Annotated in this window: 11 protein-coding genes; 6 read left to right on the top strand and 5 right to left on the bottom strand. The window is 37.5% G+C overall.

Annotation, left to right across the window (positions count from 1 at the left end):
* Positions 1-44: 44 nt before the first annotated feature.
* Positions 45-2,027, bottom strand: a complete 1,983-nt coding sequence (locus C1634_RS10200; RefSeq protein WP_123921432.1) for a fibrobacter succinogenes major paralogous domain-containing protein — start codon at positions 2,025-2,027, stop codon at positions 45-47.
* Positions 2,028-2,763: 736 nt separating this feature from the next.
* The gene (locus C1634_RS10195) at positions 2,764-2,985 is read right to left on the bottom strand and encodes a hypothetical protein (RefSeq protein ID WP_123921430.1); all 222 of its coding nucleotides are present in this window, start codon (positions 2,983-2,985) and stop codon (positions 2,764-2,766) included.
* Between the two features lie 304 nt (positions 2,986-3,289).
* Here C1634_RS10195 and C1634_RS25995 point away from each other — a divergent pair, with 304 nt between their 5' ends.
* Positions 3,290-3,451, top strand: a complete 162-nt coding sequence (locus tag C1634_RS25995; protein WP_165835305.1) for a hypothetical protein — start codon at positions 3,290-3,292, stop codon at positions 3,449-3,451.
* A gap of 737 nt (positions 3,452-4,188) precedes the next feature.
* On the top strand, positions 4,189-5,037 hold the full coding sequence (locus tag C1634_RS10190) for a M12 family metallopeptidase (protein ID WP_109738359.1): 849 nt from the start codon (positions 4,189-4,191) through the stop codon (positions 5,035-5,037).
* Between the two features lie 42 nt (positions 5,038-5,079).
* Here C1634_RS10190 and C1634_RS10185 read toward each other — a convergent pair whose 3' ends face one another.
* A complete protein-coding gene (locus C1634_RS10185) occupies positions 5,080-7,206 on the bottom strand; it encodes a helix-turn-helix domain-containing protein (RefSeq protein ID WP_109738358.1) in 2,127 nt (708 codons plus the stop codon).
* An 83-nt stretch (positions 7,207-7,289) separates the two neighbouring features.
* Here C1634_RS10185 and C1634_RS10180 point away from each other — a divergent pair, with 83 nt between their 5' ends.
* Positions 7,290-7,742, top strand: a complete 453-nt coding sequence (locus tag C1634_RS10180) for a hypothetical protein (protein ID WP_103233478.1) — start codon at positions 7,290-7,292, stop codon at positions 7,740-7,742.
* 138 nt (positions 7,743-7,880) lie between these two features.
* Here the strand turns inward: C1634_RS10180 and C1634_RS10175 are convergent, their stop codons facing one another.
* Positions 7,881-8,417: a gamma carbonic anhydrase family protein gene (locus tag C1634_RS10175; RefSeq protein ID WP_103233477.1), complete on the bottom strand. Its 537-nt coding sequence runs from the start codon at positions 8,415-8,417 to the stop codon at positions 7,881-7,883.
* A gap of 166 nt (positions 8,418-8,583) precedes the next feature.
* On the opposite strand from C1634_RS10175, the gene C1634_RS10170 reads away from it, so the two are divergent.
* Genes C1634_RS10170 through hemH form a run of 3 tightly spaced genes read left to right on the top strand, consistent with a single transcriptional unit; the run spans position 8,584 to position 11,044 of the window.
* Complete coding sequence (locus tag C1634_RS10170) at positions 8,584-9,462, top strand: NifU family protein (protein WP_103233476.1); 879 nt, start codon at positions 8,584-8,586, stop codon at positions 9,460-9,462.
* 32 nt (positions 9,463-9,494) lie between these two features.
* Entirely contained in the window at positions 9,495-10,004 is a 510-nt protein-coding gene (locus tag C1634_RS10165; RefSeq protein ID WP_228410052.1) for an NADPH-dependent FMN reductase, read from the top strand.
* 11 nt (positions 10,005-10,015) lie between these two features.
* Entirely contained in the window at positions 10,016-11,044 is a 1,029-nt protein-coding gene (gene hemH / locus C1634_RS10160; protein WP_103233474.1) for a ferrochelatase, read from the top strand.
* Positions 11,045-11,121: 77 nt separating this feature from the next.
* On the opposite strand, the gene C1634_RS10155 is transcribed toward hemH, so the two are convergent.
* Positions 11,122-13,086, bottom strand: a complete 1,965-nt coding sequence (locus C1634_RS10155; protein ID WP_103233473.1) for a M4 family metallopeptidase — start codon at positions 13,084-13,086, stop codon at positions 11,122-11,124.
* Positions 13,087-13,206: the final 120 nt, after the last annotated feature.

Raw genomic sequence — 13,206 nt, 5'->3', positions numbered from 1 at the left:
GCTTTGCCGCCGGAAATAGATCAATCATAAAATCAATATAATAATTATTCTGAAATACAACGAATACTGAATGCGAAAGAACGATTGGCATTTTTAATTGTTACACTACTCCTATTGAATTCCATAGTGAACGAAGACGGACTGCTATTCTGAGTACTACTCCAATAGAGACCGTAGTCACCACGATGCTCAAGTGTCATGTCGCGGAAGCCCGCAGCAGGCAGAAGTAAAGTGCTGCCAAACTTAATAGCTGCAGTATAATTCGTAGGACTATTACTCCAGGTCCCCGTTCGGGTGGGTGTATTGTTACTCATAACACCCTGCCACTGGGTTCGAGTAGGCACACGATAACCGGAAGGACATGGATCTGAAGCGGTCTTTACAGCATCCTGCCACGTATCATTAGGTAAGATGGTAGTATCCCACCCGGCAATGGCTCCTGCGTTGGCTTGGTCAGTAGCCTGGTCTACGTATTTGCCTGCCATCCCCGTCGTAGCGCCCCACTGGTATTTTGCTCCATGAATAGCTGCAGAAGGGGTAAAGGGGTCTGCGGAGGCATCTGCACCCAGGTTCTGGCACATAAACTCTTTCCATTCACCAGGGGCCACATAAGCGCCACAGCACGAGCAGTCCTGTACATTCACCGTTAAGGTCAGCTGATGGTCAGTACCATTGTTTGAAGCACCATCATTATAGATCACCATGATATTCGCCGTTAAAGCATCACTTCTTATTTTACCGGAAGCAAGACTGTTGAGAGCTGTATTATAGCTCACTGTAGCAGTCTGTGCACCCGTAATACTATTCCCGGGGTTATCACCACTGATGCTGTTAATGACCTGGCCATTGGTGTTTACATATACAAAACGTACATTACTCACCGTACCACTAGGGGTAAAGGTATAGGTCTGGGTGTTGGTGGCAGTCTGGCTGAAGTCTGCCTTCTGAGACAATCGGCTGGAAAGCGTACCGCAATCTCCTCCGTCATTTACTTCCACCACATCAAAACAGGTTTTCCCGGACCAACTTCCACTGCCAGGGGCCAATGCTGCGCCTACAGAAATGTCGAAGCTGCAGTTCTGGCCCCCTAAAGTAATGGCAAAGCTTGCCGTTCCGGAAGAGGAAGCGGTTCCTGTGATGGTATAGGTAAGGGTTCCGTTTCCGTTGGCTAAAGTGCCTGCGGAAAGATTAGCCGTAAGCCCCGTAACGCCTGTAGAAGATACACTCTGTGCATTGTAAGCTTCCCCATTACCTCCCGTATAAGGAACCGTACGGCTCACTCCCGACGAAGGAACACCGCTCGCTGCACTCCCCGTAGTTGTACCACCGGCACAGTCTAGCGTGCTTACGACAGGAGCGCCGCCGCCTACAGCAATGTCAAAGCTGCAGTTCTGGCCCCCTAAAGTAATGGCAAAGCTTGCCGTTCCGGAAGAGGAAGCCGTTCCTGTGATGGTATAGGTAAGGGTTCCGTTTCCATTGGCTAAAGAGCCTGCGGATAGATTAGCCGTAAGACCCGTAACCCCCGTGGAAGATACACTCTGCGCACTGTAAGCTTCACCATTACCTCCCGTATAAGGAACCGTACGGCTCACTCCCGACGAAGGAACACCGCTCGCTACACTCCCCGTAGTCGTACCACCGGCACAGTCTAGCGTGCTTACGACTGGAGCGCCCGGAGAGGAATAAAGCATTTTAATCCATTTATTCTCAGGAAAATCATAATAATAATACCCACGGGCATCAATATCTATCGTCTGCCCTACCCTGTTGGCCACAGAAGGAGGCGCCGTAATAAATGCCAGGGTGCCGTCCTGTTTTTCCCCATACACATGATTGCCATCTGCAGTATGGAGCGCCTCACCCGTAAGGCGGGGTGCAATAATCCCTTCTGAAGTGCTGCCATCGGTGTTCTTTGCCATAACATCCATCGTTGCCCGGGGAGTAGCGGTGTTAATACCGATCTGTCCGTAAGAGAAAACAGAAAAGAGTAATACCACCCCTACTCCGAAATACTTTTTTTTCATCATAAAGTTACTTTTATATAATTGTTTTACATATTGTTTCCTAAAAACCAGGATAATTCCTCTTTTTTCATGAAGTCATCCTGACTTCCTTTCCTGAAATTTTCTATATACAATAGCAATGCTGCTGTCTATGATAGAACCCTTTCCATAAAGTCTTGTATCAAAATATTTTATTCAGGTAGCATGCGCTATTATTCCCTGTTATAGAATTTTGAACGTAAATTTCAGCATCAGATCCGGTGGCAAAATTCAAAAAATCATTGGGGTTCCTGTAGACAGGTACCGATATCGCTAAATTCTGATTCTATTGTATTTTTACTCAGCATGAAAGCAGAAGGGATGAGCTATTTTTGGATAAACAACCCTGATGTCCAACTCTCATTTTTATTCAAAATAAAAAGCACACTTTGCTGAAAATCAGATCAATTCATTATTAGAGACGCAAGCTAATCATTTAAAATTTAATTGAAAATGAAATAAAATTAACCTCATTATCTTGTATCTACTGAAAATATCCTAAACTAATAATGGATAGATTAAGCTACATCAACACTAATAATTCATTACTTTAATATTATTAATTTTATAAAAAATTAATAAAATAACCGTTTTATACAATTTATTTTTTCATTTGAACACCATACCTATCAGGTAATCTTTTATTTTTGATAAGGAGATGGATCCAAACCTTTTTAAGACGACCATCTCTGCTCCGTTTATTGAAATAATAGCAGATACTTTACCGGCTTACTTTCTCTCTGAAAAAATATTCTTTAAGATTTAATGCTCTCCATTGACAATCTGTTTTTACATGTTGTATGTTCAATAGAAATACATTCAATCCATTTAAGCGGTTGGGAAATCCACTTTTCCCGTTACTCAGGTATGGGCTTATCAGCTTTTCTATTCTACCGCTGTTTGATCGTTCCGGAATCTTAGATTTTCGTTTTGCAACACTCATTTTCTTTTTTTTTTCCGGAACTTTTTTTATGCCAATACGTTGAAACAGGTTTACCGTTTTCAATGTCTGTTTTTTTTAATTATTCTTCTTTTCAAGTGAAATATAAGGCTGTAAAATCATGACGAACAGGCAGCCAACATAACAAAAAAGCCTGTCACTATTCGTAAATAATGACAGAGCTCATATATATAGGATTTTGTGTTTGCATTTTTGAACATGAGTATCAGGTACATTCTCCTTAGAGTTTAAAAACTCCTTAAGGGTTTTAGTAACCCCTAAGAAGTAAACCAATAACATAATAACGATGAAAAAGTTAGTTATCATTGGGCAAAATTATAACCAACAGGTAACCACTGCAAGAAAAAGGCTGTCATTATTCGCGAATAATGACAGCCTTAAGCACATACAGGAACACGTGTTTGTCATTTTTGAACACGAGTATCAAGCACATTCTCTTAGAGTTTAAAAGTCCTTAAGGGGCTCTGACAACCCCTAAGAAGTTAACCAATACAATACAAAGATGAAAAAGCGAGTTCTCAATAAATAAAATGATGACCAGCAGGTAACCACTGTAAGAAAAGGCCTATCATTATTCGATAATAATGATAGGCCTCATATATAGGAATTTGTGTTTGTCATTTTTTAACATGAGTATCAAGTACATTCTCTTAAAGTTTAAAAACTCCTTAAGGGGGCCTCTACACCCCCCTAAGAAGTTCACCAATACAATATAAAGATGAAAAAGCTAGTACTTAATAGATAAAATTATGACTAACAAGCAACTACTGCAAGAAAATGTCTGTCATTATTCGCGAATAATGACAGACTTAGGCAGATAAAAATATATTTAATGAATTAGAAAATATAGAAACTGAATTCAGAGACGAAAGTTATCGGGCTACTTTTTACGATAACAATCGAAGAAAATTAATTTTAGATATTTAAATTCTAATTTCTTAAAAAGTACAAGGTTTTGACTCACCATAGTCAAAACCTTTTTTTATAATCAAGTTCTCCTTTTTTCAAATTTCTCCTTTCTATAGTTTGATTAATGAGGTAGAAAATGTCACTAACTTATTCTTACTGCCATTCAATTTTCCCCGATTTCTTACTTTATTAAAAATCATATATTTTAACTATAATAATTCAATAGAAAGAGAAATATTTATTATATTCGTATACCAAATCTTAAAAAAATTTAATATGAACAAAAAGCCAAACAGTCTGCTTTACCGGCAGATCCTGACAGGAAAAACTGTCTTTATGAGTTTTATTATTGCTGCAACAGTCGTGTCGTGTAGTAAAAATAATGAAGAAATCACTTCTGAAGCTCAAGCCAATGCTTCCCATGTTGAAAACGTTAAAAAAGGGCAATTGAACGGCCAGGAAATTACTTATGAACGAAAAGACGGACTGAATTTCTTTCAGGGAGACATGGTCATTTCTGACAAACAGCTGTCGGAAGGCAGCGAGCTCAGTAAAGGGGGTGCCAGTTTTTCAAGGTGGCCTGGAGGAAAAATTTATTATACAGTTGCCAGTAATATGGGTTCTATTAATGCCAACAAAATCACAAGCGCCGTTAATGAATATAATTCCAAGACGAATGCTCAATGGATTCCCCGTACCAATCAGTCGAATTATGTAGAATTTATTTTCGGAAGTTCATCCGGATCAGATGGCTGGGCTCATATCGGGTATCAGGGAGGAAAGCAGAATGTTTCTCTGGATCAGTATATTTCTGTAGGATCAGTCATTCATGAAATGGGGCATAGTGTAGGACTTTATCATGAGCATACCCGAAAAGACAGGGATCAGTATGTAAAAATCCTGTGGAACAATATTCAAGATGGGCAGGCTTATAATTTCAACATTTATAATTCCGGAACGGATATAGGTCCGTTTAATATCAATTCTGTGATGATGTATTGGCCGACTTCTTATTCCAAAAACGGACAAGCTACTATTACAAGAGCCAACAACACCAGCTTCACTTATAATAGAACCGGCTTTACAACTGGAGATACCAACACGATCAATGCAATGTATCCTTAGTTTTTAAGTCTAAGAACAACCATATAAAAAAGAAAAGAACTCTTATGAGTTCTTTTCTTTTTTATAATTATAGTGATTGATCAAAATCCTTATTTCATTAAATTCAAAATGACTTGGCAAGGCATTCTTCCACTCTGTAAGGGTTTCGCGCGGGTTTTTGTAGAATTTATCTTCAAAAGCTTTGATCTTATCTGAAGTAATGACTCTTGAAATATCCAGCAATCCCTGTTCTGCAAATTTGGCAAGATGTCCAATGACCGTTTCTTTCACCAACCCTCTTTCCAAAGCTATTTCTCCAATGGTTTTTCCTTGTTCAAATAACTGAAAAGTTAAAACCTGAGACGGAACTTTAGCAATTTTCAGATTGATTTCTTTATCATTTTTCTCCTCTAAAAGTTTAGTTTCAAGAAGATAAATATCTCTTAAACTGTTCAGATATTCTTCAATATCTTCCAGCCAGTTTTTGAATTCTTCGTTGTATTGTTTTAACCCTTTTGCTCCTTTTATTTCAGCATAAAATTCTTTCAAAGGATCGAAAATTTTATTTCTGGTTTCTGTAAAAAAGAAATTAACAGCTCCTTTTGATTTGCTTTCAATTTCAGACCATTCTTCTTTTTGCTCAATAAAATTATTGACTTTTTGAAAAATGATACGCTCAAGCTTTTCAAATATTTTCCCGAGGTTTACAGCTTCATGTTTCAATTGCTGGTAAAGCTGTTTGGTTTTAACATGATCAATATTCTTGGTCACAATTGAAAGATTATTCCACTCTTCCACTTCTTTTAAAAACCATACACAATCCAGCGTACGAAGTACTTTTCGGATACTGTAATCATATTTTTCCTGATTCAGAATAGCTTCAACATGGTCGTTGGCAATGGTATCTGTATGAAAATGTAAAATTCTATTGTCTTTGAAAATAACTTCAGGAGTAATTTTTGATTTTAAAACAATTCCTTCTAACGTTCTGCAACGGGATAGAGCTACATATACCTGACCGGCAGTGAAACTTTTTCCAGCGTCAATAATAACTTTATCAAACGTCAATCCCTGGCTTTTGTGGATCGTAACTGCCCAAGCCAGTTTTATTGGAAACTGTTCAAAGCTTCCAAGAACTTCTTCCTGAATATTTTTATCTGTGTCCAGAAAATATTTTTTCTGTTCCCAGGTTTCTCTTTTGACAACAATTTCATTCTCGCTTTCATCCAATACTACACGGATTTCATTTTCATCCAATCCGATGACCTCCCCTAGTTTTCCGTTAAAATATTTCTTTTCCCCGGAAATATCATTTCGGATAAACATCACCTGAGCTCCTATTTTCAATTCCAGAAACTGTTCGTTGGGAAACTGATTTTCTTTAAAGTCTCCTACAAGTTTAGCTTCATAGGTCTGAGCATCTACTTTTATCTCCGTCAATTTTTCCTGATTGATCTCATCTGCCATTTTGTTATGAGAACAGAGATAGACATAAGACTCCTTCCCCATATTAAAGTTAGGATCATACCTTTCATTAAGATGGTTAAAATCTATATTATTCACGTCTCCGTCACGGATGGCATTCAGAATTTCCAGAAATTGTTCGTCAGACTGTCTGTAGACTTTCGTCAATTCAATCGTAACAATTGGAATCTCCTTAATGGCATGGCTGTCAAAAAAGAAGGGTGAATTGTAATACATTTTCAGAATATGCTCATCTCTCACCACGGGTGGAAGCTGATATAAATCTCCGATAAACAGCATCTGTACGCCGCCAAATCTTTGATTATTCCTTCTGATAAATCTCAAAGAAAAATCCATCATATCAAGAACATCAGCTCTCAACATCGAAACCTCATCGATGATAATAATCTCAACCTCTCTAAGAAGTTTGAGTTTATCCTTACGGTATTTGAAATGGGGCATCAGATCGGCAATATTATTAGCCAAACTGGTATCTATCCTTTCTGTAGTAGGAAGAAAGGTTCTCAACGGCAGTCCAAACATGGAATGAATCGTAACTCCTCCCGCATTGATTGCAGCAATTCCTGTGGGAGCTACTACAATATGTTTTTTCTTCGTGCGTCTTACAAAATCATTAAGAAATGTCGTTTTTCCTGTTCCAGCTTTCCCGGTTAAAAAAACGCTTCTGTTGGTATATTCTATTAAGTCAAAAAAATGATTGTTCATCGTCGTCAAAAATACGGAAATGAATTTGAATTTCTTACCTTGGCATAAGTTTTGAAAATTCTTAAAAAGAAATAAAGTTTATTGTGAAAAAATTATTACTACTTTTCCCTGCAATAGTATTATGTACTACACTATCTCTGATTTCCTGCAATACATCAAAGAACGCCAACACCAATCTTCCAATTGATATCGCCGATAGACCTGCAGATGAAGATAGCCAGAAATATGATCAGGCACAGCTCGATAAATTAAAAGCTTCTATCGAGTCTGAGGTATCAGGAGAAAAATGTACGGATGCTGGTGAATGGACATTTGCCCCTATGGGTGCGAAATCCTGCGGCGGACCTCAGCAATATATTGCGTATCCCAAAAAAATAGAAGCTACATTCTTACCGAGAGTCAACGACTATACGGATAAAATAAAGGCTTTCAATCAAAAATATAATATTATGTCTGATTGTGTAATGATTACCCCTCCAACCTCTTTAAAATGTATCAATGGAAAGATAAAACTTATCACACCAGACCCTGACTAACAATACAGCAAAGGTTCTCTATCAAATCGAAAAAAGCTCTGTCTCAGGACGGAGCTTTTTATATGGATTAAAGCCAATTTTGAATTTTGCTTAGAAAGCATAAAAAATTGACAAGTGAATTAACTATTCAATGGAAGACTACAATTGATGGTCTTTTACATTTTCCTTATACCATGACGAATATTTCACATAGTTATCCGCAATTCTGTTCACTTCTCCTTCTAATAGCTGTGCATTGATATCTTTGATCTTTTTTGCAGGAACTCCGCCCCAGACTTCACCGGATTTGATATGAGTTCCCTGAGTGACTACCGAGCCTGCTCCTACAATAGAATTTTCTTCTACTAAACAATCGTCCATTACAATAGCTCCCATCCCGATCAGTACATTATCTTTAATGGTACATCCATGAACAATCGCGTTATGCCCGATAGAAACATTATTCCCGATATTCAAAGGGTATTTCTGGTAGGTACAGTGCAGCATCGCATTATCCTGAACGTTTACCTTATCACCCATTTTGATATAATTAACATCGCCTCTGATCACTGCATTATACCAAACGCTGCAATCTTTTCCCATTACAACATCACCAATAATGGTTGCTGTTTCTGCTAAAAAGGTGTTCTCTCCAATCTGTGGTGCTTTTCCTAAAAGTTCTTTTATAAGTGCCATAATATTAATTTGAAAATTTGAAAATATGCCAATTTGAAAATGATGATTGCTGCCTTATAATTTCTAGTATCTACCTTCTAAATTACAGCGATAGCAAAAATCTAACTCTCAATTCTCAGCTTCTAACTTCTAATGCGTATTTTTGTATCTCAAATTTAACGAAAAAATGCGTACCGTACTTATAGAACCAACCGAAAACCCGAAAGTGATGAAATTTGTTACTGATTACAATCTCATCCCAGGCTCTTTGGAGTTGGACAGAAATTCAGATGTTTCAGAAATTCCTTTGGCACAGGAGCTTTTCAATTATCCGTTTGTGGAAAGAATTTTCATTACGGCTAATTTTATAGCTGTTGCAAAACAAGATACCATAGAATGGGAACATGTTGCTCAAAGTCTGAAAAATGTGATCGAAGACGAATTATTGGCCAACCCAAGAATTTATCTTCAAAAGAAAAAAGAAATGTATCAGATCTATGCTGAGATGACACCCAATCCAAATGTAATGAAGTTTGTTTCAAGCAAGTTGCTAATGGAAGGTTTCGTGGAGGTAAAATCGAGAGATGCAGCTGAGGAAGTTCCTTTAGCACAAGCTATTTTTAAAGAGTTTGATTTTGCAACGGAAGTTTTCATTTCTGATAATTTTGTAGCAGTTTCAAGAAATAATTCTGTAGAATGGCACCAGGTCATGATGGCTGTTCGTGGTCTTATTGCGGAATATCTTCAAAACGGAGGTGAAATTTCAAAAGCAGAACCTCAGAAACATGAAAACCCTGTTGAAAAGATTATCAACAGAGATTATACGGATGATGAGCAGAAGATTTCTGACATTTTAAATGAATATGTGGCTCCTGCCGTGGAAAATGATGGAGGAAAAATTTCTCTGATGGAATATGATCAGGAAAGCAAAACTGCAAGAATGCTTCTACAGGGTGCATGCTCAGGCTGCCCAAGCTCTACAGCTACTTTGAAAAACGGAATTGAAAATATTTTAAAGCAATTCGTTCCTGATTTAGTAGAAAGAGTGGAAGCTGTAAACGGATAAAACAGTTGAAATGCCTCCCGAAAAAAAAAGTTGTGGTCATTATTGGAAGTGCTTCAGAGAATTCCAGTAATCAGAAACTGATAGAGCAGGTACTGGAAAAGATGAATACTATAGATTTTCAGCTGTATGAAGATCTTTCTGTTCTTCCCCATTTTGATACTGCTTTCACTGATTGTAATACTCCGGATGAGGTTCTGAAGATCAGAGAAGACATTCAAAATTCATCGGGAGTTATATTCTCCACTCCGGAATATATTTTTAGTATTCCGAGCAGGTTGAAAAATCTTTTAGAATGGTGTGTTTCCACAACAATTTTTTCTGAAAAGCCTGTGGCTGTGATTACCGCCTCGGCCAATGGAGAAAAAGGACACGAAGAGTTGTTATTAATTTTAAAAACTCTGGGAGCTGTAACGGATGATAAACATCAGGCATTAATAAAAGGGATAAAAGGCAAATTTGATAGCAATGGCTTACTGGAAAGTAATACCTTTGCTAAAGTTTCAAAATTAGTAACAGATTTTACAACTTCTGTTCATAATTAAAAATTAGAATATTGAATAAGAAAGGAATTTTACTGGTAAACCTCGGATCACCGAGATCTACTGCTGTAAACGACGTAAAGGAATATCTTGATGAATTTTTGATGGACGAAAAAGTGATTGATTACCGTTGGATCTTTCGCGCTCTTCTTGTACAGGGAATTATCCTGAAGACAAGACCTGCAAAATCTGCAGAAGCCTATAAAACGGTTTGGACAGATGAAGGTTCTCCACTGATTGTCATCACTGAAAAAATTCAGAAAAAACTTCAGAAACTGGTAGACGTTCCCGTAGAAATCGGAATGAGATATGCACAGCCCAGTATTGAAGCTGGTATTCAGAAACTGGTAGATCAAGGGGTTACTGAGATCGTTCTTTTTCCTTTATATCCTCAATATGCCATGAGCACAACGGAAACGGTGATTGAAAAGGCAGAAGAAGTAAGAAAAAAGAAGTTTCCAAAGGTAAAGATCAATTATATACAGCCTTTCTACAACAGAGATATTTATATCAATTGTCTGGCAGAAAGCATTAAGGAAAAACTTCCTGAAAATTTTGATGCCCTTCAGTTTTCTTATCATGGAGTTCCGGAAAGACATATTTATAAGACAGATCCTACAAAGACTTGTAATCTTAATGACTGCTGTTCCAGAGATGACAATCCGAGCCATCAGTTCTGCTATCGTCATCAATGTTATAAAACCACACAGCGTGTGATTGAAAAGTTGAATTTACCTAAAGAAAAAACAATTGTTTCTTTCCAGTCAAGATTAGGAAAAGATAAATGGATTGAACCTTATACTGACGAAACATTGGAATCAATTGGTAAAAATGGGGTAAAAAATCTGGCGATTGTATGCCCGGCATTCGTTTCTGACTGTCTTGAGACTTTAGAAGAAATTTCTGTGGAAGGAAAAGAGCAGTTTATGCATGGTGGTGGGGAAAGTTTCCACTATATTCCATGTCTGAATGATGAAGATAGATGGATTGATGTTGTAAAAATACTGTGTGAAGAAAAACTGAATGATTTCTATTTGGTTTAATTCATATTAGTCAAAAATATACAAAAGGCCACAAGTAATTCTTGTGGCCTTTTTACTGAAATATATTAAGATTTGGTTTACTTTTTAATCAGGTTTCCTGCTTTTTCTCCATTTACCATTACAATATATACTCCCGGAAGGATATTGGAAGGAAGTTGTATATTCAGTTTATTGATCCCATCTGTAAGTTCTACTTTTTCAGAAATTTCTTTCTTACCTGTCAGACTTATCAATTCTACAATTCCTCTTCCAGCTTTACCTTCGAAGTTTACAGTAAATCTGTCGGTTGCAGGGTTTGGACTTATTGTATAAAGCTGAGCATCTACAGCTGCCACTTTTCCTGCCACAGAAGTTCCGCCTCCTACACCTACTGCGTTCCATGCATTTTTAACCTGAGTTACTTCATTGCTGGTTGCTCCGTACAAATCGGTAGCTGCCTGGATAGAATACGTTCTTGCATTCGCATAATTGGATGATGAAGTCAGGTAAGTTGTTAATGTTCTGTAAGCAATGGCTCCCGCCTTATCCAGTCCTATTCCGGTAACGTTATAAGCAAAGCTGTTATCGTTAGTACCAGAACCTCCTGTTACCAATAAATAATACCAGAAGTTAAGCACTCCCGAATTGGTATGAACCCAGCAAGAATCATTATATCCAGGTAGATTAGGATTTCCCTGAGGAGTACAAGAACTGCTTGCATCTTTCCAGTATTTTCCTTTATAGGTATCCGGTTGGCTATAAGCATTAGGATTTGCCATATCTCTGATCACATAACTGAAATCTTCACCCAGCGTCCAGCTTGCCTGAGTAGGTCTTGCCCAACGCTCTATTGAGTTTCCAAAAACATCAGAGAAACCTTCGTTCAATGCTCCGGACTCTCTCTGATAAGCAAGATTTGCAGTTTTAGAAGTCATTCCATGAGTAATTTCGTGGCCGCAAACATCAAGTGCAGTCAATGGTTTTCCTCCGTTTGTTGTGGAACTTCCATCTCCATAGGTCATTCTGGAACCATCCCAAAATGCATTGAAATAATTAGTAGAATAATGTACGTAAGATTTGATGGCAAAATTATTGTTGTCTATACTTTTTCTACCGAATTTTGTATAGTAATAATCCAGAGTCATTTCTGCCCCCCAATGAGCATCGGTAGCATACTGATCTTTGTTGGTGTTCACATTATTCCATACATTATCTGTGTCTGTAAAATCTACTGCAGATGAGTAATTAGTTCCTTTTTTCAGGTTGTATGTTTCTACGGAGGTACCTCCATTTCTTCCTGTTTCTCTTAATCTATAACTGCCGTTATAAGAATCAGCAACAATAGATCTGCTTCCACTGTACCCTGTTGTAGCTGTACCCGGAGTATTCACTTCGTGGATGATTGCATCAGTTCCCAATACTTTTCCGTTTTTAGCATCTACAAAAACATATTGTCTGCTCAATGGTTTTTCAGCATAAATATCAAATTTATAAGCTAATGTTAAGTCATTCAGATTTTCATCTGTAGGATCTGAGTAATACACCAATTCACCTTTAGGAACAAAGCTTGCATCGGCATTATTAGAGTCTTTTTTAAGAAAATCTTCTTCTTCTCTATTCTGCCATTTGTAGGTTTCTGCTCCTATGAATGATAAAGCATTATCTAGAGCTATTTTTTCAGAAATATTGGCTTTCTTTCCAATTCCTTTCGGAACATTCAGAACCCATTTTCCTGATTGTCCTACGATTTTCCCTTCTTTTGTCTGTACGGCCATCATTCCGTATTCTACAGGAATGTCATTTACGGTCTGTTGGAATCTGTGGGTTTCAAAGCCCAAAGCATCTCTTTCTAATCCCAATTTTAACCCTTGTCCTTGAGAAATTCTCTGTGAAGTTTCGTCAAATAAGACAGGGCTTCCCTGGAAAGAAGGTGCATTTTTTTCGAATCGCATGAATTCAGCGTGTAATCCGCTTTTACCCGGAATTAATTTTGATGGTGTGTTTTGTGCAAAAACAAAAGAGCAGGCGGCAACGCTTGCCACTAAGATAAATTTCGTTTTCATAATAATATTTGGTTGGTTGATTGTGTTGACGAATTTATAAACTTTTCACAATAAAATGATATAAACAATGAGTAAAATTCAATTGATATTATAAATCAATAAACAAAACACAATGATGAT

This window comes from Chryseobacterium viscerum, assembly GCF_002899945.2.
GTDB classification, from domain to species: domain Bacteria; phylum Bacteroidota; class Bacteroidia; order Flavobacteriales; family Weeksellaceae; genus Chryseobacterium; species Chryseobacterium viscerum.
The sequence above is the reverse complement of the archived record's forward strand: the minus strand, read 5'-3'. Positions and strand labels throughout refer to the sequence as shown.

Excerpts from the sequence above, each read along its gene's own strand:
- C1634_RS10200 (WP_123921432.1), bottom strand. The coding sequence starts at position 2,027 with ATGATGAAAAAAAAGTATTTCGGAGTAGGGGTGGTATTACTCTTTTCT.
- C1634_RS10195 (WP_123921430.1), bottom strand. The coding sequence starts at position 2,985 with ATGAGTGTTGCAAAACGAAAATCTAAGATTCCGGAACGATCAAACAGC.
- C1634_RS25995 (WP_165835305.1), top strand. The coding sequence starts at position 3,290 with ATGAAAAAGTTAGTTATCATTGGGCAAAATTATAACCAACAGGTAACC.
- C1634_RS10190 (WP_109738359.1), top strand. The coding sequence starts at position 4,189 with ATGAACAAAAAGCCAAACAGTCTGCTTTACCGGCAGATCCTGACAGGA.
- C1634_RS10185 (WP_109738358.1), bottom strand. The coding sequence starts at position 7,206 with ATGAACAATCATTTTTTTGACTTAATAGAATATACCAACAGAAGCGTT.
- C1634_RS10175 (WP_103233477.1), bottom strand. The coding sequence starts at position 8,417 with ATGGCACTTATAAAAGAACTTTTAGGAAAAGCACCACAGATTGGAGAG.
- C1634_RS10170 (WP_103233476.1), top strand. The coding sequence starts at position 8,584 with ATGCGTACCGTACTTATAGAACCAACCGAAAACCCGAAAGTGATGAAA.
- C1634_RS10155 (WP_103233473.1), bottom strand. The coding sequence starts at position 13,086 with ATGAAAACGAAATTTATCTTAGTGGCAAGCGTTGCCGCCTGCTCTTTT.